This is a genomic window from Brevundimonas sp., assembly GCF_036676055.1.
Lineage (GTDB): Bacteria > Pseudomonadota > Alphaproteobacteria > Caulobacterales > Caulobacteraceae > Brevundimonas.
The window spans coordinates 1-22,266 of sequence record NZ_JAKFDS010000067.1; the positions used below are offsets into that span (position 1 = coordinate 1).

The 22,266-nt window shown below is 70.5% G+C and carries 24 protein-coding genes and 2 tRNA genes; 11 read left to right on the forward strand and 15 right to left on the reverse strand.

The features are described from left to right. From V6M45_RS11860 to aroA, 3 genes are all read right to left on the reverse strand, one after another. Positions 1–340, reverse strand: a 340-nt coding sequence (locus V6M45_RS11860) for a S1 RNA-binding domain-containing protein (protein ID WP_332656681.1), incomplete at its 3' end; no start/stop codon positions are given. Positions 341–493: 153 nt separating this feature from the next. Then, entirely contained in the window at positions 494–1,153 is a 660-nt protein-coding gene (gene cmk, locus V6M45_RS11865) for a (d)CMP kinase (RefSeq protein ID WP_332656683.1), read from the reverse strand. A gap of 326 nt (positions 1,154–1,479) precedes the next feature. Then, a complete protein-coding gene (gene aroA / locus V6M45_RS11870; RefSeq protein WP_332656733.1) occupies positions 1,480–2,775 on the reverse strand; it encodes a 3-phosphoshikimate 1-carboxyvinyltransferase in 1,296 nt (431 codons plus the stop codon). Positions 2,776–2,901: 126 nt separating this feature from the next. On the opposite strand from aroA, the gene V6M45_RS11875 reads away from it, so the two are divergent. From V6M45_RS11875 to V6M45_RS11890, 4 genes are all read left to right on the forward strand, one after another. Beyond that, on the forward strand, positions 2,902–3,378 hold the full coding sequence (locus tag V6M45_RS11875; RefSeq protein WP_332656685.1) for a TIGR02300 family protein: 477 nt from the start codon (positions 2,902–2,904) through the stop codon (positions 3,376–3,378). A 153-nt stretch (positions 3,379–3,531) separates the two neighbouring features. Beyond that, a tRNA-Ala gene (locus V6M45_RS11880) sits at positions 3,532–3,607 on the forward strand. A 153-nt stretch (positions 3,608–3,760) separates the two neighbouring features. After that, positions 3,761–4,180 carry an Hsp20 family protein gene (locus V6M45_RS11885; protein WP_332656687.1) on the forward strand — a complete coding sequence of 140 codons (420 nt, stop codon included), beginning with the start codon at positions 3,761–3,763 and terminating at the stop codon, positions 4,178–4,180. A gap of 87 nt (positions 4,181–4,267) precedes the next feature. Continuing rightward, entirely contained in the window at positions 4,268–4,525 is a 258-nt protein-coding gene (locus tag V6M45_RS11890) for a DUF1150 family protein (protein WP_332656689.1), read from the forward strand. A 30-nt stretch (positions 4,526–4,555) separates the two neighbouring features. On the opposite strand, the gene ptsN is transcribed toward V6M45_RS11890, so the two are convergent. The 3 genes from ptsN to rpoN all read right to left on the reverse strand — a co-directional run bounded on the left by ptsN (position 4,556) and on the right by rpoN (position 7,443). Next, entirely contained in the window at positions 4,556–5,023 is a 468-nt protein-coding gene (gene ptsN, locus V6M45_RS11895; RefSeq protein ID WP_332656691.1) for a PTS IIA-like nitrogen regulatory protein PtsN, read from the reverse strand. Between the two features lie 75 nt (positions 5,024–5,098). After that, complete coding sequence (gene hpf / locus V6M45_RS11900; RefSeq protein WP_332656693.1) at positions 5,099–5,764, reverse strand: ribosome hibernation-promoting factor, HPF/YfiA family; 666 nt, start codon at positions 5,762–5,764, stop codon at positions 5,099–5,101. Positions 5,765–5,922: 158 nt separating this feature from the next. Next, the gene (rpoN, locus tag V6M45_RS11905; RefSeq protein ID WP_332656695.1) at positions 5,923–7,443 is read right to left on the reverse strand and encodes an RNA polymerase factor sigma-54; all 1,521 of its coding nucleotides are present in this window, start codon (positions 7,441–7,443) and stop codon (positions 5,923–5,925) included. A gap of 830 nt (positions 7,444–8,273) precedes the next feature. Here rpoN and V6M45_RS11910 point away from each other — a divergent pair. Further along, complete coding sequence (locus tag V6M45_RS11910) at positions 8,274–9,569, forward strand: M20/M25/M40 family metallo-hydrolase (RefSeq protein ID WP_332656697.1); 1,296 nt, start codon at positions 8,274–8,276, stop codon at positions 9,567–9,569. A gap of 1 nt (position 9,570) precedes the next feature. Here the strand turns inward: V6M45_RS11910 and lptB are convergent, their stop codons facing one another. The 5 genes from lptB to V6M45_RS11935 all read right to left on the reverse strand — a co-directional run bounded on the left by lptB (position 9,571) and on the right by V6M45_RS11935 (position 12,309). Next, positions 9,571–10,365 (reverse strand): LPS export ABC transporter ATP-binding protein, encoded by a 795-nt coding sequence (gene lptB, locus V6M45_RS11915; RefSeq protein WP_332656699.1) that lies wholly within the window; start codon positions 10,363–10,365, stop codon positions 9,571–9,573. 21 nt (positions 10,366–10,386) lie between these two features. Continuing rightward, on the reverse strand, positions 10,387–10,878 hold the full coding sequence (locus tag V6M45_RS11920; protein WP_332656701.1) for an LptA/OstA family protein: 492 nt from the start codon (positions 10,876–10,878) through the stop codon (positions 10,387–10,389). A 2-nt stretch (positions 10,879–10,880) separates the two neighbouring features. Further along, positions 10,881–11,537, reverse strand: a complete 657-nt coding sequence (lptC, locus tag V6M45_RS11925) for an LPS export ABC transporter periplasmic protein LptC (protein ID WP_332656702.1) — start codon at positions 11,535–11,537, stop codon at positions 10,881–10,883. Beyond that, complete coding sequence (locus V6M45_RS11930) at positions 11,537–12,151, reverse strand: ribonuclease D (protein WP_332656704.1); 615 nt, start codon at positions 12,149–12,151, stop codon at positions 11,537–11,539. Before V6M45_RS11930 ends, lptC begins: the two co-directional genes overlap by 1 nt. A gap of 71 nt (positions 12,152–12,222) precedes the next feature. Continuing rightward, a tRNA-Leu gene (locus tag V6M45_RS11935) sits at positions 12,223–12,309 on the reverse strand. A 172-nt stretch (positions 12,310–12,481) separates the two neighbouring features. Here V6M45_RS11935 and V6M45_RS11940 point away from each other — a divergent pair. Further along, on the forward strand, positions 12,482–13,456 hold the full coding sequence (locus tag V6M45_RS11940; RefSeq protein ID WP_332656706.1) for a complex I NDUFA9 subunit family protein: 975 nt from the start codon (positions 12,482–12,484) through the stop codon (positions 13,454–13,456). A 4-nt stretch (positions 13,457–13,460) separates the two neighbouring features. Here the strand turns inward: V6M45_RS11940 and V6M45_RS11945 are convergent, their stop codons facing one another. Next, complete coding sequence (locus V6M45_RS11945) at positions 13,461–14,267, reverse strand: undecaprenyl-diphosphate phosphatase (RefSeq protein WP_332656708.1); 807 nt, start codon at positions 14,265–14,267, stop codon at positions 13,461–13,463. Positions 14,268–14,294: 27 nt separating this feature from the next. Next, positions 14,295–15,473, reverse strand: coding sequence for a citrate/2-methylcitrate synthase (locus V6M45_RS11950; protein WP_332656710.1), 1,179 nt, complete (start codon positions 15,471–15,473; stop codon positions 14,295–14,297). Positions 15,474–15,594: 121 nt separating this feature from the next. Here V6M45_RS11950 and V6M45_RS11955 point away from each other — a divergent pair, with 121 nt between their 5' ends. From V6M45_RS11955 to queG, 3 genes are all read left to right on the forward strand, one after another. Then, positions 15,595–16,548 carry a cation diffusion facilitator family transporter gene (locus V6M45_RS11955; protein ID WP_332656712.1) on the forward strand — a complete coding sequence of 318 codons (954 nt, stop codon included), beginning with the start codon at positions 15,595–15,597 and terminating at the stop codon, positions 16,546–16,548. A gap of 64 nt (positions 16,549–16,612) precedes the next feature. Then, positions 16,613–17,296 (forward strand): FtsZ-binding protein FzlA, encoded by a 684-nt coding sequence (gene fzlA / locus V6M45_RS11960; protein WP_332656735.1) that lies wholly within the window; start codon positions 16,613–16,615, stop codon positions 17,294–17,296. 24 nt (positions 17,297–17,320) lie between these two features. Further along, positions 17,321–18,442: a tRNA epoxyqueuosine(34) reductase QueG gene (gene queG, locus V6M45_RS11965; protein WP_332656714.1), complete on the forward strand. Its 1,122-nt coding sequence runs from the start codon at positions 17,321–17,323 to the stop codon at positions 18,440–18,442. A 109-nt stretch (positions 18,443–18,551) separates the two neighbouring features. Here queG and V6M45_RS11970 read toward each other — a convergent pair whose 3' ends face one another. Together V6M45_RS11970 and V6M45_RS11975 are read right to left on the reverse strand one after the other, a co-directional pair. Beyond that, positions 18,552–19,346 carry a C40 family peptidase gene (locus tag V6M45_RS11970; RefSeq protein ID WP_332656716.1) on the reverse strand — a complete coding sequence of 265 codons (795 nt, stop codon included), beginning with the start codon at positions 19,344–19,346 and terminating at the stop codon, positions 18,552–18,554. An 86-nt stretch (positions 19,347–19,432) separates the two neighbouring features. Beyond that, positions 19,433–20,824, reverse strand: a complete 1,392-nt coding sequence (locus tag V6M45_RS11975) for a leucyl aminopeptidase family protein (protein WP_332656718.1) — start codon at positions 20,822–20,824, stop codon at positions 19,433–19,435. A 95-nt stretch (positions 20,825–20,919) separates the two neighbouring features. On the opposite strand from V6M45_RS11975, the gene V6M45_RS11980 reads away from it, so the two are divergent. Next, on the forward strand, positions 20,920–21,735 hold the full coding sequence (locus tag V6M45_RS11980) for a tetratricopeptide repeat protein (RefSeq protein ID WP_332656720.1): 816 nt from the start codon (positions 20,920–20,922) through the stop codon (positions 21,733–21,735). A gap of 44 nt (positions 21,736–21,779) precedes the next feature. After that, a complete protein-coding gene (locus V6M45_RS11985) occupies positions 21,780–22,250 on the forward strand; it encodes an iron-sulfur cluster assembly scaffold protein (protein ID WP_332656722.1) in 471 nt (156 codons plus the stop codon). Positions 22,251–22,266 lie beyond the last annotated feature (16 nt).

Below are 22,266 nucleotides of genomic sequence, written 5' to 3' on the forward strand. Positions count from 1 at the left end.
CTTCGGCGAACACGACTTCCAGACGGGTCCAGGCTTCTTCGCGGCGAGCCTTGTCGCGGCTGATGACGGCTTCACCCAGGGCGTTCTCGACGCGCTCGAGGTAGACTTCGACGTTGTCGCCGAGCTTCGGAATGACGGCGCCTTCGCCGATGCCGAACTCGCGGGCCGGGATGCGGCCTTCGGTCTTCAGACCGACGTCGATGATCAGGATGTCTTTCTCGATGCCGACGACGCGGCCGTGAACGACCTGGCCTTCGCCGAGATCGCGACCCTGGAGGGTCTCGTCGAGCAGGGCGGCGAAGTCGTCACGCGAGGGGGAGAAGCTTTGGGTGTCGGTCATATAGCTCTGGGGTTTCTAACGGTTATGGCGCGCGACCGAAGGGCCCCGCGCGAGGTGGTTGAAGAGTGAGAGGCAGGTCGTCGGGATGCGAGGCCGTAAGGTCAGAACGCCCGCGGAAGCCGAGGAATGGAGCGTTGGATTTGCCGGGAGCCCCTAGAGACCGGACCGGCTGCGCGCCGCCTCGACGATACGGCGGGCCGCATCGAAGGCGGTCTCTATATCCATATCGGTCGTATCCAGCAAGACGGCGTCTTCAGCCTGGACCATCGGGGCGGCGCCGCGGCCGGCGTCGCGCTCGTCGCGGCGGATGATGTCGGCCAGCATATCCTCATAGGGGATGACCTCGCCGCGGGCGGTCAGCTGTTTCCAGCGGCGCGTGGCGCGGACCTGGGGCGTGGCGGTGACGAACAGCTTGGCCTGGGCCTCGGGGGCGATGACCGTGCCGATGTCGCGGCCGTCCAGCACGGCGCCGCCGGGCTGTTGCGCGAAGGCCTTCTGGAAGTCGAGCAGGGCCGCGCGGACGCCGGGATAGCCGGCCACGCGGCTGGCGGCCTCGCCGGCGCCCCGACCGGTCAGGCGGTCGGTGTCGGTCAGATGGCTGGCGTCCAGCGCCCGGGCCACGGCGGCGGCGGCGGCCTCGTCGTCGAGGGCGCCGCCCTGATCCAGCAGCCCCAGACCGACGGCGCGATACAGCAGGCCGGTGTCGAGGTATGGCAGGCCGTATTCGCGCGCCAGCCGGGCGGCGATGGTGCCCTTGCCCGAGGCGGCGGGGCCGTCGACGGCGATGATGAGTGGTGTTCTGGTGACCGGCATGGCGGCCGTTTCGTATGGCGTTCGCGCCGCCTTGTCCAAAGGCAATGAGAGCCGGCGGCTGATCCTTGCGTCCTCTGAACGGCGAGAGATGAAAACCCAGACTGCGGAGCCCGCCAGCGCAAGCACGGGCGCCCCAATCGCCATTGTCGACAGCGTCCAGAACAGGACCGGATCGTCCACCAAGGCTATTTCCCTGCCCCGTCGCAAGGGAATGCGCTGCTCAGCGAATACGTTGTAGCTGAACCATGCCAGCCAGAGCAGGACCGGCAATCCAATCGCCAGAGCCCGGCGCCAAGCTCTCCGGTCATCCCTGTCCGACGGGCGCCTCACCCGATTTCGGCCTCGAGCCCGGACATCAACTCGACGAAGCCCGGAAAGCTGGTGGCGATCATGCCGGGCTCGTCGACGGTGACGGGTTCGGCGGCGGCGAGGCCGAGCACAAGATGGCTCATGGCGATGCGGTGGTCGCCGTGGGTGGTCACGGTCGCGCCGCCGCGGACGGGGCCGCCGGTGACGGTGAAGCCCTCGGCCTCCTCCTCGACGGCGACGCCGCAGGCCTGGAGCCCGGCGGCCATCAGGGCGATGCGGTCGCTTTCCTTGACCCGCATCTCGCCGATGCCGCGCATGACCGTGGCGCCGTCGGCGAAGGCCGCCGTGGCGGCGAGGATGGGATATTCGTCGATCATCGAGGCGGCGCGGTCGGGGGGGACGACGACCCCGTGGAGCTTCGAGTGGCGGGCGGTGACGTCGCCGACCTCCTCGCCGCCGGCCATGCGGCGGTTCGAGACGGTCAGGTCGGCGCCCATCTCGCGCCAGGTCTCGAACAGGCCCGTGCGCAGGGGGTTGAGCATGACGCCCTCGACGGTCACCTCCGACCCGGGGACGATCAGGGCGGCGGCGAGGGGGAAGGCGGCGGAGGACGGGTCGCCGGGGACGGAGACGGGGGTGGCGGTCAGGGGCTGGCCGCCGGTCAGGGTGATGCGCCAGCCCGGCTCCTGCGGCAGGACGCCGACCTCGGCCCCGAAGGCCCGGAGCATGCGTTCGGTGTGATCGCGGCTGGGGACGGGCTCGGCCACCGTGACGACGCCGGCGGCGTTCACGCCGGCCAGCAGGATGGCGGACTTGATCTGGGCCGAGGCGACGCTCTGGACATGGTCGATGGCCGAGAGGCCGCCGCCCGTGAGCGTCACCGGCAGGCGATCCTCCTCGCCGGGCCACTGGAAGCGCGCGCCCATGGCGGCCAGCGGGGCCGTGACCCGCTTCATCGGCCGCTGCCGCAGGCTGGCGTCGCCGTCGAAGGTCACGGTGATCGGATAGCCGGCCGCGGCGCCCATCAGCAGGCGCACGCCGGTGCCGGCGTTGCCGCAGTCGATGACGCCGGCGGGCTGGCGGAAACCGCCGTGGCCGGTGACGCGCCAGCGGCCCTCGCCGAGGCGCTCGACGTCGGCGCCGAAGGCCTCCACCGCGCGGGCGGTGGCGAGGACGTCGTCGCCTTCCAGCAGGCCGTCGATCCCGGTGACGCCGGTCGCCATGGCCCCGAGGATCAGGGCGCGGTGCGACATGGACTTGTCGCCGGGGGCGCGCACGACGCCGCTGAGCGCGGGGGCGCGGCGGGCGGTCAGATGGGAGGGGGTCGTCACCCGGCGATCTCCGAAGCCGGCAGGCGGCGCGGAGATGGCTTTTGACAGCGGCCCTCAGGGGTGGCAAGGGACGCGCCCGAATTCCCCCCACCGAGAGAGGCGCCCCCCGTGGCCAATCCCGAACTGGGCCAGAAGCAGGTCTGCCCGAACTGCCAGGCCAAATTCTACGACCTGGGCCGCCGCCCGGCCCACTGCCCCAAATGCGCGACCGACTTCGATCCGGAGGAGGCGCTGAAGCTGCGCAACCGCCGCGGCCGTCCGGCCGGCTACGCCGCCGACGAGACCCCGGATGAGGACGCCGAGGATCAGGTCGCCAAGAAGAAGCCGTCCGACGACGAGGATGACGAGGAAGAAGCCGTCGCCACGCCGGAGATCGACGAGGAAGGCCACGAGCCGATCCTGACGCCGGACGACGACGACGAGGCTCCCGTCGATCCGACCGAGGAGCCCGGCATGGGCGAGGCGGGCGACGACGACGACGTGCTGGCCGACGACGATGACGACGACTCCGTGCCCTTCATCGAGGACGAGGACGACGACGCGTTCGACGACGAAATCGTCAAGGCGGGCAAGGACGAGGACTAGGTTTTTCGCCCGTTTCGGGGCCGCCGGCGGCGGCTCCGGACGGGATGAAAATAAAAGGCGGAACCGGGCTTGATCACGATCAGACCCTGACATAGGTTCCGCCGCCTCGCCGGGGGGCGGTTTCCTCCGCCCGGCGATCCGACCGAAAGGTTCGGGGCTATAGCTCAGTTGGTAGAGCGCTTGAATGGCATTCAAGAGGTCAGCGGTTCGACTCCGCTTAGCTCCACCATCGAAGGCCCTGCGGGACACCGCGGGGCCTTCGTCCTTTCCGGACCCCCGTTGATCCGCGACGGCGAAATCCCCATCTCGTTCCTGTCAGCCGACGCCTTGCCGATTCCGGGAGGCGCAGACGGCTGAGGCCTGCTTCGGGGGCAATGAGACGATGACGACGCGCACCATCCTGTTCGACAGCCCCTTCCTGCTGGGCTTCGACCACACCCGGGCCCTGATCGACCGCGCGGCGCGGGCCGCGGCGGACAGCTATCCTCCCTACAATGTCGAGCAGACGGGCGAGCATTCGGTGCGCATCACCCTGGCCGTCGCGGGTTTCGGCCCCGACGAGCTGACGGTGACTCTTGAGGGCCGGCAGCTGACCATCGCCGGCAAGCGGGAAGACGCCGGCAAGAGCGAGCAGGCCTTCCTGCATCGAGGCATCGCCGGGCGCGGCTTCGTGCGCAGCTTCGTGCTCGCCGACGGGCTGGAGGTCGATGAGGCCCGGCTTGAGCACGGCCTGCTGCACGTCGCCCTGAGCCGGCCGGCGGACCAGCCGACGGTGCGCCGCATACCCATCACGACGGGCTGATTCAGACGTCGTTATCCACGGTCGCCGTTCGCGGGGCCGAACCTCACGCCCTTCGGGGCGTTAGTCCAGAGTAAGGAGGCGGTCGCCATGACGCCGACGTTGATTACCAAGGAAGATCTCAGGGGCCTGGGCGCCCCGGACCTCGTCTATGTGCGCGAAATCCGCGCCGCCGACGTGCTGGCCGACACCCCGCTTCCGGAGGCGAAGGGCCTGACGATCGATCCCGAGGCGGTGCTTTACGCCGTTCATGGCGCCGACGGGGAACGACTGGCGGTCATGATGGACCGCGAGACCGCCTTCGCCGCCGCCGTGGCGCACGAGCTGGAGCCGGTCTCGGTGCATTAAAGGGCGCTACCGCGCTTCGCGCACCAAAACTCAGGCCGCGGTGGCCGGGGCCTGATCCCTGACGAACAGGGCGCGGATGGCGTCGGCGGTCCGGGCCTGCCGCAGGTGTTCGCGCATCTCCGGCGAGCGCAGGGCGCGCGACACGGCGGCCAGGGCGCGCAGGTGCTCGGCTCCGTCGCGGGGCGGCGCGAACAGGGCGAAGATGAGGTCCACCGGCCGGTCGTCGACGGAGCCGTAGGCCACCGGCGTATCCAGACGCACGAACACCGCCGTCACCCGGTCGATGCCGTCGATGCGGGCGTGAGGCACAGCCACGCCGGAGCCGAGCCCGGTCGAGCCGAGGGCCTCGCGTTCCAGCAGCGCCTCCATGACGCGGGCTTCCGGCAGGCCGAGGGCCTGGGCGGCGGCCTCCGCAACGGTGTGCAGGGCCTGGCGCTTTGACGACGCGCCGCTGCGCAGGACGACACCGTCCTCCGCCAGCAAATCACCGATGTCCATCCGCTATCCCGACTCTACCCGATCATTCCCGTTGGGCGGGCGCCGTGTAGACGACCCGCCTCGTTGTGGGAAGCACTATGACTTGTCGCCGTTTACCGAACCGTGTCCGTTGAGCGTTTTCGAGGTCCGCTCCGGATCGATCCAGCCGACATTGCCGTCGGGCCGGCGATAGACCACCGACAGGCCGCCGTGGGCGGCGTTGCGGAACAGCACGACCGGATAGCCGGTCATGTCCAGCTCCATTACGGCACGGCCGACCGTGAGGGTGCGGATCTCGTGTTCCGTCTCGGCGATGACCATGCCGACGGGGGGCGGTTCGTCGGGCGCCCCGGCCTCGCCGAAGTCGGCGTCCTCGACCTCGTCCGGATTGCGCAGGACCACGCTGTGAGCCACCTCGCGCGCCGCCAGCTCGGTCTTCTCGGGCGACAGGCCCTTGGGACCGATATGGTGATCCTTGAGCCGGCGCTTGTAGCGGCGGACCCGCTTCTCGATCTTGTCGAGACTGTCAGTGAAGGCGGCATGGGCGTCGCCGCCGTGGCCGGTGGTGACCAGGCTCTGCCCCGAGGCGAGGCGGACCCAGCAGTCGACCTTGAAGCCGTAGCCGTCCTTGGACACCACGACCTCGGCGTCCTGGCCGCCTCGTTCGAAGTATTTGCCGATCCCGTCCTGGAGTTCCTGGGAGATGCGGGAGCCTAGCGCTTCCCCGACATCCACTTGCTTGCCGCTGACCTGGATTTGCATGTCTGTAGAACGCGACCGAAGCCGTTTGGTGTCAACGGCGATCACCGAAATGTGGTGTGGAATTCGGCGACTGGACGGTCGGGGAAGGCGACGACGGCCGAAGAGGGAATTCAGCGGAGGGCGGAAATAATAGAGAGACTTCCGGGACTTGCGCCGTATCAGCCCGTCCGGAGCATCCGCTTGCGCTGGACCGAGGAGGGGATGCGCAGGGCCTCGCGGTATTTCGCCACGGTGCGCCGCGCGATGTCGATGCCAGCCTCATTGAGAATCTCGACGATGCGGTCGTCCGACAGGACGTCGCCGTCGCGGGCCTCGCCGTCGATCATGGCCTTGATCCGGTGGCGGACCGCCTCGGCGGAATGGGTCGCGCCGCCGTCGGACGACTGGATCGCCGCGGTGAAGAAGAATTTCAGCTCGAATACGCCGCGGGGCGTGGAGACGTATTTGTTCGAGGTGACCCGGCTGACCGTCGATTCGTGCATGCCGATGGCGTCGGCGACGGTCTTCAGGTTCAGCGGCCGCAGGAACTCGACGCCGAAGGCGAGGAAGGCGTCCTGCTGGCGGACGATCTCGGACGAGACCTTGAGGATGGTCTTCGCACGCTGGTCCAGCGACTTGACCAGCCAGCTGGCCTGGGCCGCGCATTCGGCGACGAAGGTCTTCTCCGTATCCGAACGGGCCCCGGCCGAGACGACGCCGTGATAGCGCTTGTCCATGATCAGGCGCGGCAGGGTGTCGGCGTTGAGCTCGACCTTCCAGCCGCCGGCGGGATCGGGCCGCACGTGCACGTCGGGGATGACGGTCTGGGCCGGCTCGCCGCCGAAGCCGGCTCCCGGACGCGGCGTCAGGGCCTTCAGCTCGGCGATCATCTCGGCCATGTCCTCGGCGTCGACGCCGCAAGCCTTGCGCAGGGCCGTCAGGTCGCGTTTGGCCAGCAGGTCGAGGTTGTCGAGCAGGCACTGCATGGCCGGGTCAAAGCGGTTGCGCTCGATCAGCTGCAGCTTCAGGCACTCCGGCACCGAACGGGCCATGATCCCGGTCGGTTCGAAGCCGTGGCACGCCGCCAGCACCGCCTCGACCCGCTCGAGACCGACCCCGAGCCGGTCGGCGATCTCTTCCAGTTCGCCGCGCAGATAGCCGCCCTCGTCGACCGCGTCGATCAGGCTGAGGGCGATGGCGTGGTCGGCGGGGGTGAAGCCCGCCTGGGAGGCCTGGGCCTGCAAATGCTCCCACAGGGTGGCGTCGCGTGTGTCGGGCTGTTCGCGGCCCTCGCCGTCCGGCAGGCCGCCGCCGGTTCCGGCGCGGGACCAGTCGTTAAGGCCGGGCTGGGCCTCGCCGGCGCCGACGTCCTCCATGCGGTCGGAGGTGCGCTCGCCGGGGCTGGCGTCGCCGTAGACGTCGTCGGAGCGGGCGTCGAGGGTGCGGTCGGAATCCTGGGCGTGGCCCTCGTCGAAGGTCAGTTCGGCGCCGTCGCGGCTCTCGACCGCCTCGGCCGGGGCGTCGCTTTCGCCGCCGGGTTCGGCGTCCTCGCGCTGGAGCAGGGGGTTCTTTTCGAGCTCGGCCTCGACGAAGGCGTCCAGCTCGATGTTCGACAGTTGCAGCAGCTTGATCGCCTGCTGCAGCTGGGGCGTGATGACGAGCCCCTGCCCCTGCCGTATCTCCAGCCTTTGTCCGAGCACCGATGACCCCGCCGACCCTCCGGGGCGAACTGGCCCGGAACTTGCTTCGGCCACTGTGTGGCCGGAACGGTTAACGGGGTCTAAGCGGGGGCGTTGGGCCGAGGCTCGGGAGGTCCGCTATGGGTGGAAAGCGGACGTTCAGCATGCCTATGCTCCCCCATATGGATAGAAGCCAACTGGCCCAAGCAGTAGCATTAGCCCTCTTGCTTTGTGGCTGCGGGGCCGCACCCACAGCGGTTGACGATCAACCCGCACCGACGCGCATGAAGCGCAGTCCCACGCCCGGCGAAACCACCCGCTGCCAACCTCTTGTTACAGAGATCCCGGACGGTTCGGCGCGCCTTAGGTGTCAGGTTGGCGCAGAAGGGCGATTGGAACGATGTGTCGTCCTGAGCACCACCAACGCCCGGCTTGGCGAGTGGGGTTTGTGCATGGCGGCGGGATTTCTGGCCGACGAAGCTCAAGTCGGGCAGGAGGTTGAGTTACCCCTGAAATGGCGACGACCTTCATAGGTAAAGCGTCCCGAATAGGCCGGGAGCAGGCCAACGCATCTTACCGTCAAACGGACCTCGGGAACGGCAGAGCGGGGTGGGAAGCGGACCCACGTCTCCTCCCCGTCGCGCAGCGATGGGGAGGAGACGTCAAGTCGCGCCGCCCATGAGTGGGAGGCGGCCATCGGTTTCAACCTGATCGGGCTGCCCGATCTTCCGTCCGTGTCTCGTTGCCCTCAGATCTAGCCCGAGGATGACGGCAGGGGATCGGGGGCGAAGCGCCGGCTTTACTCAGCCGCAGGGATCGGCAAGCCTCGGTCCCGACGAGAGAGAACGCCCATGCGCCTGATCCTGACCGCCCTGCTCTGCCTCGCCCTGCCCGGCGCAGCGATGGCCCAGGCCACGCCCGCCGAACAGGCGATGATGCAGACGATCGAGCGGGAGCATGACCGCCATATCGACCTGCTGGAGCGGCTGGTGAACCAGAACAGCGGGACGCTGAACCTGCCGGGCGTCCGCGCCGTGGGGGAGATGGTCCGGGCCGAGCTGGAGCCGCTGGGGTTCGCGGTGCGCTGGGTCGACATGAGCGAGACCGGGCGCGCCGGGCATCTGGTGGCGACCCATCCGGGGCGGGGCCGAAACGTGCTGCTGATCGGCCATCTGGACACGGTGTTCGAGGTCGACAGCCCGTTCCAGCGCTTCGAGCGGGATGGAAGCCGCGCCGTCGGGCCGGGCATCGGCGACGACAAGGGCGGGGTGGTGGTCATCGTCGCCGCCCTGCGCGCCATGCAGGCGGCGGGGACGCTGGACGACGCCAATGTCACCATTGTGCTGACCGGCGACGAGGAGCGGGTCGGGTCGCCGGTCGCGGTCGCCCGGCGCGACCTGATCGAGGCCGGGCGGGCGGCCGACTTCGCGCTGGAGTTCGAGAACCTGGCCATCGACGACGGGGCCGAATTCGGCACGGTGGCGCGACGCAGCTCGACCAACTGGACGCTGACCGCCACCGGCCGCACCGGCCACTCCAGCGGGGTGTTCAACGACACGCTGGGCTATGGGGCCATCTATGAGACGGCCCGCATCCTCGACGGCTTCCGCCGCGAGCTGCCGGAGCCGAACCTGACCTACAATGTCGGGGTCATCGCCGGGGGGACCCCCGCGGAGATCGACGCCGAGGGCTTCAACGTCACCGCCTCGGGCAAGACCAATATCGTCGCCTCGACCGCCATAGCGCGCGGCGACCTGCGCACCCTGACGCGGGAGCAGGACGAACGGGTGCGGGCGAGGATGCTGGCCATCGTCGACGACCACCTGCCGCACACCGAGGCCGAACTGGAGTTCGCGGACACCAGCTATCCGCCGATGGCGCCGACCGACGGCAACCGGGTGCTGCTGGCGCGGCTGAACGCGGTCAACCGGGATCTGGGCCTGCCGGAGATGGCCGAGTTCGATCCGGCCCGGCGCGGGGCGGCCGACAGCGGCTTCGTGGCCGGCGACGTGGATACGCTGGGCGGACTGGGGATCGCGGGCGGCGGGGCCCATGCGGAGGGCGAGTGGGTCGATCTGGACAGTCTGGTGCGCCAGTCGCAGCGGGCGGCGGCGCTGATCAGCCGGCTGAGCCTCGAAGGCCTTTAGGTCAGCCGTACATGTCGCCGAGATAGACGCGGCGGACCTCGGGGTCGCGGATGACGTCCTCGGCCTTGCCCTCGAACAGCACCGATCCCGACGAGATGATCGAGGCGTGGTCGATGATCTCGAGCGTCTCGCGGACATTGTGGTCGGTGATCAGGACGCCGATGCCCTCGCCCGCCAGATAGCGGATGACCTGGCGGATGTCGGCGATGGCCAGCGGGTCGATGCCGGCGAAGGGTTCGTCCAGCAGCATGAAGCTGGGCCGGCCGGCGAGGGCGCGGGCGATCTCGCAGCGGCGCCGCTCGCCGCCGGACAGGCCAGAGGCCGGGGCGTGGCGCAGATGGTCGATGCGCAGCTCTTCCAGCAGGCGGGTGGTCTCGTCGGCGATGGCCTGACGGCCCTCGTGGTGCAGTTCGACCACGGCCATGACGTTGTGCTCGACCGTCATGCCGCGGAAGATCGAGGCCTCCTGCGCCAGATAGCCGAGGCCCATGCGGGCGCGCTGGTACATCGGCTGGGCGGTGATGTCCTCGCCGTCGAGGAAGATCCGGCCGCTGTCCGGCGGGATCAGGCCGGTGATCATGTAGAAGCAGGTGGTCTTGCCGGCGCCGTTGGGGCCGAGCAGGCCGGCGACCTGGCCGCGCTCGACGTGCAGGGAGACGTCGCGGACCACCTGACGCTGACCGAAGGCGCGGGCGATGTGCTCGACCCGCAGGCCGGTCGGGCGCGGAGCCTCGACCGCCGCCTGTTCGGGGGCGGCGTCATGGACGTTGAGGGCTGAGAGTTCCTTGCGCGCCAAAGGGTCAGGCCGAGCCGGGGCTCAGTCCCCGCTCTGGGGGTAGAAGACGCCACGGATGCGGCCGCCCTGCGCACCGGAGCCGCCCTCCATGCGGGCCGCCTCGGTCCGGGTGTTGTAGACCAGCCGGCCGCCGGTGAGGACGTTCTGGCCCTGGGTCAGGATCACGTCGCCGGTCAGGATCACCTCGTCGTCAGCGAGGACGTAGACCGCGCGGTCGCCGCGGATGGTCTGGTCCGGGGTGACGAAATAGACATTGCCCGACGCCTCGACGCGCGTCAGGTCGCCGCCCGTGATCGTGCCGTTGATCGAGTCGGCGCGCAGGCGGTTCTGGCCCTGGACGATCTCGGCCCGTCCGCGCAGGGCGATGCCGGTCGGGGTGTATTCGCCCGCGTCGGCGCCGAAGGAGACCGCGTCCCCGCCCGCGCGCACGGCGGCGGCGTCCTGGGCGCCGCCGGCCGTCGGCAGGGCCAGCAGGGCCAGGGCCAAGGCCGCGGTGGTGAAGGTTCTGGTCATGCTCATCCGTCCGACCTCGCCGGGTTGATCGTCCCGCGCACCTTGTTATCGCCCGAGCCGCTGAACACGACCCGTTCGCCCTGTTCATAGATCGCATAGGACGAAGCGTTGATGGTTCCAAGGGGGCCGGAGCCCTGGACGCCCTTCGAGCCGGTGACGATGCCGGTCTCGGTGTCGACCACCGCCTCGGGCGTGACGAGGTCGAAACCCGTGCCGCCGTCCGAAATCCGCACGTTCGGGCCGATGGTCACGGTCTCCGAGGCCTCGTCATAGACGCCGCCGTCCGCGGTCAGGGTGGTGACCTTGCGGCCGCCGAGATTGAGCCGCAGGGCCGGGCCGACGAGCCGGAACCGGCCGGTGTCGGCGTCGCGGACCGCGCGCTCGAAGCCGATCACGAAGCTGCGGCCCTCGGCGTCCTGGCCGAGGAAGCGCGAGTTCTCCAGCGTCACCTCCCTCGAGGTCCCGGCCTTGCGCTCGACATCCGAGATGACGCTGCGCAGCACGATCCAGCTGATGGTCCCGCCGGCCAGCACGATGATCGCCACCGGCAGCACCCGGCGCAGCAGGTGCACGCGCCGCGAACGGGCGCGGAAGGCCCGGGCCGTGGCGGCGATACGGACCTCGTCCGCCTGATCGCGAATGTCGGCGGGTTCGGTCATCAGGTGTGCGCGAAAATGTCCATCTCGTCCCAGCCGGCGAGGTCGAGGGCCGAGCGGGAGGGCAGGAAGTCGAAGCATTTGCGGGCCAGTTCGGCCCGGCCCTCGCGCGCCAGCATCTCGTCCAGCCGGGCCTTGACGGCGTGCAGGTAGAGGACGTCGGAGGCGGCGTATTCCAGCTGGGCCGGGGTCAGGGTCTCCGCGCCCCAGTCCGAGCTCTGCTGCGCCTTGGACAGGTCGACGCCGGCCAGCTCGCGGACCACGTCCTTGAGGCCGTGGCGGTCGGTGTAGGTGCGGGCCAGCTTGGAGGCGATCTTGGTGCAGTAGACCGGCCGGGTCTCGACCCCGAGATGGAGCTGGAACATGCCGATGTCGAAACGGCCGAAGTGGAACAGCTTCAGCACCTTGGGGTCGGTCAGCAGGCGCTTGAGGTTGGGGCAGTCGTAGCCGGGGCGGCGCATGCGCACGACATGGGCGTCGCCGTCGCCGGCCGAGAGCTGGACCACGCACAGCGGATCGCGGCGAAAGCGCAGGCCCATGGTTTCGGAATCGATCGCGACCTCGGGGCCGAGGTCGAGGCCGTCGGGCAGGTCGCCCTCGTGCAGGAATACGGTCATTTCGGCGTTCTCATGCTGCGGACCATAAACGAACGGCGCCGTATCGCTAGGACACGGCGCCGTCGAAATAATGGTGCCCAGAAGAGGACTCGAACCTCCACGGCCTTTCAGCCACTGGCACCTGAAGCCAGCGCGTCTACCAATTCCGCCATCTGGGCCCAGACATCGCCGCGTTCGCACGCGTTTCCGTCCGGAAGGCGCGGACCCTTAAGGCAGCCCCCGGGGCGGGTCAACAGGCTTTTGTCCTGTTTGCGTTGCAGCCGTCCTGACCATCGTCTAATCCCCGCGCCGAGGCCGGTCCGCGCCGGTCGCCCGCCTTTGGAGTCTGTCATGAGCGAAGCTGCGCCCGGCCTGATCACCGTCTTCGGCGGCTCGGGCTTTGTCGGCAGCCAGGTGGTCCAGGACCTGGCCCGTCGCGGGTGGCGTATCCGTGTGGCGGTGCGCCGCCCGGACCGCGCCTACAAACTGCAGACCTCCGGCCATGTCGGACAGATTCAGGCCGTGCGCTGCGACGCGACCGATCCGGCCCAGGTCGAGGCCGCGCTGCAGGGCGCCGACGCCGCCATCAACCTGATCGGGGTGCTGTACGAGGCGGGTTCGCGGTCGTTCCAGACGATGCACGTCGACGCCGCGCGCAACATCGCCGCGGCCTGCGCGGCCGCCCGGGTCGACCGTCTGGTGCATGTGTCGGCGATCGGGGCCAACCCCGAGAGCGATTCGAAATACGCCTGCACCAAGGCCGCGGGCGAGATGGCCGTGCGCGAGGTCAAGCCCGACGCGGTCATCATCCGGCCCTCGATCGTGTTCGGGGCCGGCGACGACTTCCTCAATCGCTTCGCCGCCATGGCCACCATGGCCCCGGCCCTGCCGCTGATCGGCGGCGGACGCACCCGCTTCCAGCCGGTCTATGTCGGCGACGTGGCCGAGGCGATCGCGCGGGCGGCGGAACGGCCCGACGCGGCCGGCCGCACCTTCGAACTGGGCGGGCCGGAGGTCATGACCTTCGAAGAGGTGCTGAAGCTGATCCTGCGCGAGACGCGGCGGCGCAACGGCCTGATCCCCCTGCCCTTCTTCGTCGCCCGCACGATCGGCTCGGTGGCGCAGCTGAGCAGCGTCGTCGGCATCGCGCCGGTCCTGACCCACGACCAGGTCGTCAGCCTCGAGAGCGACAATGTGGTCGCCGAAGGGGCCGAGGGCCTTGCCGAGCTGGGCATCGAGCCGACCGGCATCGAGGCGATCGCCCCCTCCTATCTGTGGCGCTACCGTCGCGGCGGCCAGTTCTCGGAGCGGCCGGCGACGGCCTGACCGACTACAGTCCTCCCGTCGCCGCCAGACCGGCGAGACCGATAAGGCCGACGGCGATCCGCCACCAGGCGAAGGGGGCGAAGCCGTGGCGGCTGACGAACTCCAGCAGGAAGCGGACCACCGCCAGGGCGGTCAGGAAGGCGACCACGAAGCCGAGCACGATCAGGCCGGCGTCGCTGAAATCGAGCCGGTCCCAGCTCTTGAGCAGGTCGTAGGCGACGGCGCTGCCCATGGTCGGCAGGGCGAGGAAGAAGCTGAACTCGGCGGCGGACCGCTTGTCGGTGCCCAGCAGCAGGCCGCCGGCGATGGTGGCGCCCGAACGCGACACGCCGGGGATCATGGCGAGGCACTGGAACAGGCCGATCAGGAAATAGACCCGCAGCGGATAGCGATCGGCCTCGAGGAAGGTCGGGACCTTCTTCATCCGGTCCAGCCACAGCAGCAGGACCCCGCCGACGATCAGGGCGATGCAGATCACCAGAGGGGTCTCGAACAGGATCGTCTTGATGAAGTCGTAGGCGAGGAAGCCGATCACCACCGCCGGGGCGAAGGCGACCAGCAGGCCGATCAGGAACCGCCGCGCCTCGGGATCGAACGGCCAGCGGGTCGCCAGCGTCCACAGACGTTTGAAATAGACGCTGATGATCGCCAGCAGTGCGCCCAGCTGGATGACGATCTCGAAGGTCTTGCCGGTGCTTTCGAAGCCGAGGAAATGGCCGAGGAGCAGCAGGTGACCGGTCGACGATACCGGTATGAACTCGGTCAGGCCCTCGACCAGCCCGAGAATGATCGCCGCCAGCCAGTCCGCCATCCGCTTCCCCGATAGAGATCAGGCGGATCAGTTCGCGCCCGGTTCGGGACCCACATAGCGCAGGCGCGCCCGGATAGGCGAGCCGTTCGTGATCTGGTCGACCGCGTGAGCCAGAAGGCCGGCGAGGCGACCGATCAGCAGCAGGTCGGCGGCGGCCTCGCGCGGCAGCTCCAGCCGGCGGGCGATGGCGACAAGGGCCAGGCCGAAAGCCGGCGCCCGACCGGTCATCTCCTCACCCTCGCGCAGGGCCCGGGCGAGGTCCTGGGGCAGGTCGGCGACCGCCAGCAAGCCGGCGGCCCGGGGATCCCCGACGGGCCAGGCCGGGTCGCCGAAGCCATGAAGCCCCCCGGCCTCATGGGCGCGTCGCGCGGCGTCGACCGCCTGACGGCGGACGGCGACGACCCATTCCGAGGCCCTGGCGAGATCGAGGATGGCGCCGGTCCCGGCCGCGGTGGCCAGCCCCGCGAGCGCCGCCCCGGCCGGCGAGGCGCCGCCCCCGGCGGCCGCCCGGGCGGCGAGGGCGCAGGCGTCGAGGCCGTTGTCGGCGGACAGCACCAGGGCGCGGCGGACCAGATGCGCGTCCGACTCGCGCACCTTCCACGCCCGCGCCAGCCGCTGGTGCAGAAACAACCGCGGACCGGGGCCCGCCACCGCGTCCACCGCCTCGTCCAGAATCCGTGCGCATTCGGCGCGAAGGGCCTCGGCCGGGCGCGCCTTGAGTTCGGCGTCCTCTTCCGCCCGCCGGGCCAGGGCGGCGAACAGCCGGCCGCGCGCGGACGGACCGGGGGTGGAGCCGACCCGCGGCCGCACCTCGACGAAGGGATTGGCCGACCGCGCGTCCCACAGCAGCCGCGCCGCGTCTTCCAGGGTCGCGGTTTCGGCCAGCTGAACCGCGTCCATGCCACGATAGAACAGCCGTCCGCCAGCGCTCATCGATACGGAAGAGCGGATCTCGAGCTCCGGCGCGTCAGACTCTTCCGGCGGCAGCCACTGGCCGATTTCGGCCGCGGGTTCGTCACCGCTCAGCCGGACGATGTCGGCGACGGCGTACAGGCTGCGGCGGGAGTCCTCGGGATCGGGACGGGCGGCGATGCGGCCACGGCTGACATAGGCGTACAGGGTCTGGGCCTTGACCCCCAACCGGGCCAGAGCCTCGCCGCGTCCGATCCAGCGGCCGGCCTGCGATGCCGTCCCTGCCGACTGCATATCGCCTCCGAAGTCCGGGGAGCCCTTGTCCAACATCGTACACAAGATGGGTTAATTTCGTGACGATGCCGCTAACGTCGCAAACCTTGGCGCCGCGCGCGCTTTCCGCGACAAGACGGCGATGACCATGACCGCCCTCGACGACGTTCAACTGGCGACCCGCAGCGTGACGCGGCTGTCCGTCGGGGTGGCGGTGGCGCTGATCGCATTGAAGGCCTTCGCCCTCGGCGCCTCCGGCTCGGTGGCCATCCTGGCCTCGCTGACCGACTCCGCCCTCGACCTCGTCGCCTCCCTGGCCACCTTTTTCGCGGTGCGCTGGGCGGCCGCGCCGGCGGATGCGGAGCACCGCCATGGCCACGGCAAGGGCGAGGCGATGGCCGCCCTGGTCCAGTCGGGCCTGATCTTCGCCTCGGCCCTGTTCATCGGCTGGGAGGCGCTGCAGCGCGTGTTCGATCCCCGGCCCGTGACGTCCGGCTACTGGGCCGTGGTGGTGGTGCTGATCTCGATCGCCCTGACCGGCTGGCTGGTGTGGATGCAGGATCGCGCCATCCGTCAGAGCGGCTCGATGGCCGTGAAGGCGGACCGCGCCCACTACGCCGCCGACCTCGCCGCCAATGCGGTCGTGCTGATCGGCGTGGCGTCCGGCGCCTTTCTGTCCGCGCCCGGGCTCGACGCGGCGGCGGGACTGATCGTCGCCGTCTGGCTGTTCTGGGGGGCCCTGGGCTTGCTCCGGGACGCCGCGGATCACCTGCTGGACCGGGCCGTCCCGGACGCCGACCGGATCGCTATCACCACGGCCGTGCTGGCCGATCCGCGCATTTCCGGCGTCCACCAGCTGCGCAGCCGGATGGCCGGGTCGACGATGTCGATCCAGATGCACGTGGACCTGGAGCCGAGCCTGACGCTGGAGCAGGCCCACGACATCGTGGTCGGCGCCGAGCAGCGGCTGCTGCAGGCGTTTCCAAACGCCGACATCCTGATCCACCCCGATCCGCGCGGGCGGGCCGAAACCCATGACCGGGCCGCCGGGGACGGGGCCGACCTCGACGAGGGCGCGGCGGCCGAAAACGCCTGACCGCGGCGCCGCCGGCTGCCCATAGCTAACGCGGACTTAACGCCCTGTGGCGCATGCATCCGTCATGTCGGCCTGCGTCCTGTACCATTTCCCCTTCGATCCCGGCTCCCGCGCCGCGCGCCTTGCGCTGGGCGAGGCCCGGATCGAGTTCGCCGAGACGGTGGTCCGGCCGTGGGAAGACGACTGCCCGATCGCGCCCCTGAACCCGTCGGGCATGCCGCCGGTCCTGCGCACGACCGAGGCCGGACGGCCCCTGACCCTGTGCGAACCCGCCGCCATCCTGGGCTGGCTGGAGGACCGTTCGACCGAGCCGTTCCTGATGCCGGCCGATCCGGCGGAGCGGGCCGAGACGCGCCGGCTGGTCGGCTGGTTCGACCGGCGGTTCAACGACGAGGTCAACGCGGTCCTGCTGCACGAGCGGATGGAGAAGCCGCTGCTGCGGCTGGGGCCGCCCGAGGCGCGGGCCCTTCGGGCCGGGCGCGAGGCGCTGAAATATCATCTGCAGATGCTCGAGGGGCTGCTGACGACGCGCGACGCCCTGGCCGGGCGGCGCCTGACCCGGGCCGACATCGTGGCCGCGGCGCACCTGTCCGTGCTCGACTATTTCGGGGAGGTGGCGTGGGCGGCCTATCCGGGGCTGAAGACCTGGTACATGAAGCTGAAGTCCCGCCCCTGCTTCCGGCCCCTGCTCGCCGACCGATTCCCGGGCGTTCAGCCGTCGGCCTGGTATCACGACCTCGACTTCTGAGCGCCGAGGCGTCAGACGACGCGAATGGCGGCCGATCCTCGCAATTTCATCCGCGACCGCGCGTCAGCCCTGGGCTTCGACGTGTGCCGCTTCGCCTCGGCCAGCGCCCCCTGGAGCGCCGGCGAGCGGCTGGCGCATTTCGTCGGGGCGGGGCGGCACGGGGACATGGGCTGGATGGAGACGACGCTGGAGCGGCGCGCCCATCCTACGTCCATGTGGTCCGAAGCGAAGACAGCCATCGTGCTGGGCCTCAACTACGGGCCGGGGCATGACCCGTTGCCCGAGCTGGCGGACCGGTCGGCGGGGTATATTTCGGTCTATGCCCGGGGCGACGACTATCACGAGCTGATCAAGGGGCGGCTGAAGACGCTGGCGGGGCAGATCGCCGTCCGCACGGGCGAGGACGTGAAGGTGTTCGTCGACACCGCCCCGCTGATGGAGAAGCCGCTGGCGCAGCGGGCCGGGGTCGGCTGGCAGGGCAAACACACCAATCTGCTGTCGCGGACGCGGGGCAACTGGCTGTTCCTTGGGGTGATCCTGAGCGCGGCCGAGCTGGAGCCCGACGAACCCGAGAGCGAGCATTGCGGGGCCTGCACCGCCTGTCTGGACGTGTGTCCGACGCGGGCCTTCCCGGCCCCGTTCCAGCTGGATGCCCGGCGGTGCCTGTCCTACCTGACCATCGAGTTCGCGGGGCCATGGCCGGTCGAGTTCCGGCCGATGACCGGGTCGCGCATCTATGGCTGCGACGACTGTCTGGCGATCTGCCCGTGGAACAAGTTCGCCGTCGCCTCGCACGAGACGCGAGTGCAGGCGCGCGAGGCGCTGGTGTCGCCCCGGCTGGCCGATCTGGCGGGGCTGGATGACGCGGCCTTCCGGGCGCTGTTCTCGAAGAGCCCGGTCAAGCGGATCGGGCGCGACCGTTTCATCCGCAATGTCCTCTACGCCATCGGCAACAGCGGCGATCCGGGGCTGATCGAGGCGGCGCGGGCCTTGCTCGACGATCCGGCGCCGGTGGTGCGCGGGGCGGCGGTCTGGGCGCTGTCTCGGCTGATGGACGAGGCGGGGTTCGCGGGGCTGAGGGCCGGGCGGCTGGCGGGCGAGACGGACGCCTCGGTGCGGGCCGAGTGGACCGGCAATCAGGGCTAGAGCGAAATCGGCTGAGTTGGACGCAGTCCAACTCAGCTCAGATTTCGCTCCGCTTTGATGCTGGACCATTTTTTGGATTCAGGTCGAGTCGACCTGAAGCAAAAATGGTCTAGAGGCGGCGGAACAGCGGGGCGTGGAAGCCGTCGGCGCGATAGCGGGCGTCCGCCTCGGCGAAGGCCTCGATGACCACGGCCCCGTGATGGCCGGTGGCGTGGAGCACGCGGTCGGCGTCGAGCATGAAGGCCGAATGGCCGGTCCAGCTGTGGTCGCCGGGCGGCGAGAGCCAGATGACGAGATCGCCGCGGCGGGCGTCGGCGCGGTCGACAGCCTGGCCGAGTTCGGCCTGCTGGTCCGCATGGCGGGGGCCGGCGAGGCCGCAGGCGTAGAGGGCCTGCTGGATCAGGCCCGAGCAGTCGGTGGCGGTCGACGATCGGGCCCCGAGGCTGTGCGGCACGCCCAGCAGGCGTTCGGCGACGGCGACGGGATCGGTCTCGAAGGCGCCGATCGGGGCGAGGTCGTCGGGCGACATCTCGGCCGGGTCGGCGACAAGGGCGTTCAGCGGCAGGGCGGCGGCGACAGCGGCGACGCGATGGGTCGGCAGCCGGGCGCCCGGCTGCAGGGCCGAGGCCGAGATCCAGCCGACGAGGCCGTCCCGGCGGGCGCGGCCCCAGAGCCGGTCGCCCTTCTGGTCGAGGACGTCGAAGGCCTCGCCGAAGATCAGCTGGTCGATGCGCTCCGAGGCCGGGTCGGCGCCGGCGTGAATGTCGGCGAGGGGCACGGCGGCATGCATGGGGCGGACCGGGCGGTAGGCCCGGGCGCGCACGAGCCCCTCCAGCGCCTGCTCGGCCAGGTCGGGCCGTGCGAGCGTGGTGCGGGGATCAGGCGTGGCGGCGTCTGGAGTCAAGCAAGGCTCGTCCGGTTGAGCCGCCATCATCGTCCGATATGCCGAAAGGGCCGTTAACGAACGGAGGCTTTATCGTGGCGCCCGGCTCAGGTGATCGGGCCGGGGAAGCGCCGGGACAGCATTTCGAAACAGGCGCGAAGACCCTGGGCCTCGCCGCCCTCGGGCCGTCCGGGCTGGGCGCGGGGGTTCCAGGCGAAGATGTCCATGTGCGCCCAGGCGCCGGTGGTCGGGGCGAATTTCTGCAGGAACAGGGCGGCGGTGATCGACCCGGCCTGGGCCCAGGCGGCGGAATCGTTGCGAACGTCGGCGATCTCGCTGTCGAGGGCGGCGCGATATCCGGGCCACAGCGGCATCGGCCACAGGGGGTCGCCGACAGCGCGGGAAGCCTCCAGCAGATCGGCGACGAGGGCCTCGTTCTCGCTGTAGAGCGGCGGCAGTTCGGGACCCAGGGCGATGCGGGCGGCGCCGGTCAGGGTGGCGAAATCCAGGGTCAGGTCGGGCGTATGCTCGCCGGCCCGGGTCAGGATGTCGGCGAGGATCAGGCGGCCCTCGGCGTCGGTGTTGCCGATCTCGATGGTCAGGCCCTTGCGGCTGTTCAGGATGTCGCCCGGGCGGAAGGCGTCGGCCGAGATAGCGTTCTCGACCGCCGCGACCAGAACCACCAGCCGCACCGGCAGGTCGGCCTGCATGACCAGCCGGCCCAGCGCCAGGGCGTGAGCCGAGCCGCCCATGTCCTTCTTCATGTTGCGCATGCCGGCGGCGGGCTTGATGTCGAGGCCGCCCGTGTCGAACACCACGCCCTTGCCGACGAGAGCCACCAGCGGCAGGTCGGTGCGGTCGAGGTTCCAGCCGATCTCGATGACGCGGGGGGTCCGATGGGGGGCGGCGGCGCGGCCGACGGCGTGGACGGCGGGGTAGTTCTCCTCCAGCAGGGCGTCGCCGGTGGTGACGGTCAGCGATGCGCCGGAGGCCTCGGCGATCTCGCGGGCGATGGTCTCGATCTGCAGCGGGCCCATGTCGGCGGCCGGGGTGTCGACCATCTCGCGGGCAAGGGCGCAGGCGGCGGCGATGCGGAGGATCGCGGCGGCGTCGACGCCGGGCTCCACGGCCAGGCGGGCCGGGCCGGTCGGGCGGGTCTTGTAGCGGTCGAAGCGGTAGGCCCCGAGCGCGAAGGCGAGGGCGGCCTGGGTGGCGTGGCCCGGCTCGAGGCCTTCCAGGCGCCACAGGCCCGCGGGCAGCTTGCCGGCCAGGGCGCGGAGACTCATCGGGTCCAAGGTCTCGCCGGCGCCGAACAGGGCCCCCGACAGGCCGTCGTCGGAACAGGGCAGAAGCAGGGTCTGCCCGGCCTTGCCGGTGAAGTCGTTGGATCGGGCCCAGGCTCCCCAGACCCCCTCTATCGGCGCATCCTTGCGGACGATCCGGACCGGGAGGGCGCCCGCGGCGTCGGCGGTCAGCAGGTCGGGGTGGAGGACGGACATCGCAGGCGGCCTTTCCGGCCGGTCAGCGGCCGATCTTAACCAAGGATTGACGCGAAGGCCCGAGTCTGGAGCCCGAACCTTCCGGAGCGCCCTCCATGTCGCGCACGACCGCCCGCATCGCAACCATCGCCCTGTTCGCCGCGCCGCTGTTGGCGCTCGGCGCGCCTGTTCGGGCGCAACAGCCCGCGGACCCCGCGAACGCCCCGGCCAGCCCGCGGACGCCGGCGGGGCCCGAGGCGCGCGCGGCCTATGACCGGGCCGACGCCCTGAGCCGCTCGGTGTTCTGGACCGAACAGGCCGAGATCAATCCGATGGACCCGGTCGCCGGGGTCAAGGCGGCCCAGGCGCTGCGTGAACTGGGCCGCTACGAGCAGGCCGCCGACATGGCCGAGCGCGTCATGCTGGTGCAGCCCGGCAATGTGGAGGCCATGCTGGAGGTCGGCCGGGGCCATATCGCGCGCGGCCACGCCTTCTATGGCGTCGGGGCGCTGGAACGGGCGCGGGACGCCCGCCCCGACGACTGGCGCGCCTGGTCGCTGCTGGGCACGGCCTATGAGCAGGTGCGACGGCCACAGGACGCGCAGGCCGCCTGGGCCCAGGCGCTGGTGCTGTCGCCTGACAATCCCGATGTTCTGGCCAATATGGCCATCGCGGCCATGACCCGCGGCGATACGGCGAGCGCCGAGCCCCTGCTGCGCCGCGCCGCCGCCCAGCCGGGCGCCTCCCTGAAGGTGCGGCTGAACCTGGCCATGGCGCTCGGGCTCAACGGCAAGATGGGCGAGGCCGAGGCGATGATGCGCCGCGACCTGCCGCCGGACGCCGCCGACCGGAATCTGGAGTGGCTGCGCGCCCGCGCCGGTTCTGCGGGCGCTGATCAGGCCCGGACCTGGGGCTCGCTGCAGGGCGGTTAGGCCCCGGGCTTCACGGGCGAGGTCCCCTCGCCTATCTTCCACGCATGATCGACGAGCTCTACAGCGCGCGCATCCTCAACCTGGCGGCCAATCTGCCGCACAGCGGGCGGCTGGCCGCGCCGCAGGGCACGGGCGAGCGGGTGGCCCGGCTCTGCGGCTCGAAGGCCGTCGTGGACGTGACGCTGGACGCCGACGGCCGCGTCGCCGAATTCGCCCAGGATGTGAAGGCCTGCGCCCTCGGACAGGCGGCGGCCGGGGTGCTGGGAGAGTCCATTATCGGCGCCTCGGTCGACGAGATCGCCGGGGCGCGCGACGCCATGAGCGCCATGCTCAAGGCCGGCGGCGAGGGCCCCGAGGGCCGGTTCGAGGGGCTGCGGGCCCTGAAGCTGGTCGCCGACTATCCGGCGCGGCACGCCTCGACCATGGTCGCCATCGAGGCGACGCTGGACGCGGTGAAACAGGCGCTTGCCCGCAAGGCCGCTGACACGCGAACTAGTCTCGCCGGCGCGGCATAGCCCCGTTGCCCCCGCC

Excerpts from the sequence above, each read along its gene's own strand:
- cmk (WP_332656683.1), bottom strand. The coding sequence starts at position 1,153 with ATGCCGGTCACCAGAACACCACTCATCATCGCCGTCGACGGCCCCGCC.
- V6M45_RS11885 (WP_332656687.1), top strand. The coding sequence starts at position 3,761 with ATGACGACGCGCACCATCCTGTTCGACAGCCCCTTCCTGCTGGGCTTC.
- V6M45_RS11890 (WP_332656689.1), top strand. The coding sequence starts at position 4,268 with ATGACGCCGACGTTGATTACCAAGGAAGATCTCAGGGGCCTGGGCGCC.
- ptsN (WP_332656691.1), bottom strand. The coding sequence starts at position 5,023 with ATGGACATCGGTGATTTGCTGGCGGAGGACGGTGTCGTCCTGCGCAGC.
- hpf (WP_332656693.1), bottom strand. The coding sequence starts at position 5,764 with ATGCAAATCCAGGTCAGCGGCAAGCAAGTGGATGTCGGGGAAGCGCTA.
- V6M45_RS11910 (WP_332656697.1), top strand. The coding sequence starts at position 8,274 with ATGCGCCTGATCCTGACCGCCCTGCTCTGCCTCGCCCTGCCCGGCGCA.
- V6M45_RS11920 (WP_332656701.1), bottom strand. The coding sequence starts at position 10,878 with ATGACCAGAACCTTCACCACCGCGGCCTTGGCCCTGGCCCTGCTGGCC.
- lptC (WP_332656702.1), bottom strand. The coding sequence starts at position 11,537 with ATGACCGAACCCGCCGACATTCGCGATCAGGCGGACGAGGTCCGTATC.
- V6M45_RS11930 (WP_332656704.1), bottom strand. The coding sequence starts at position 12,151 with ATGACCGTATTCCTGCACGAGGGCGACCTGCCCGACGGCCTCGACCTC.
- V6M45_RS11940 (WP_332656706.1), top strand. The coding sequence starts at position 12,482 with ATGAGCGAAGCTGCGCCCGGCCTGATCACCGTCTTCGGCGGCTCGGGC.
- V6M45_RS11945 (WP_332656708.1), bottom strand. The coding sequence starts at position 14,267 with ATGGCGGACTGGCTGGCGGCGATCATTCTCGGGCTGGTCGAGGGCCTG.
- V6M45_RS11950 (WP_332656710.1), bottom strand. The coding sequence starts at position 15,473 with ATGCAGTCGGCAGGGACGGCATCGCAGGCCGGCCGCTGGATCGGACGC.
- V6M45_RS11955 (WP_332656712.1), top strand. The coding sequence starts at position 15,595 with ATGACCATGACCGCCCTCGACGACGTTCAACTGGCGACCCGCAGCGTG.
- fzlA (WP_332656735.1), top strand. The coding sequence starts at position 16,613 with ATGTCGGCCTGCGTCCTGTACCATTTCCCCTTCGATCCCGGCTCCCGC.
- queG (WP_332656714.1), top strand. The coding sequence starts at position 17,321 with ATGGCGGCCGATCCTCGCAATTTCATCCGCGACCGCGCGTCAGCCCTG.
- V6M45_RS11975 (WP_332656718.1), bottom strand. The coding sequence starts at position 20,824 with ATGTCCGTCCTCCACCCCGACCTGCTGACCGCCGACGCCGCGGGCGCC.
- V6M45_RS11980 (WP_332656720.1), top strand. The coding sequence starts at position 20,920 with ATGTCGCGCACGACCGCCCGCATCGCAACCATCGCCCTGTTCGCCGCG.
- V6M45_RS11985 (WP_332656722.1), top strand. The coding sequence starts at position 21,780 with ATGATCGACGAGCTCTACAGCGCGCGCATCCTCAACCTGGCGGCCAAT.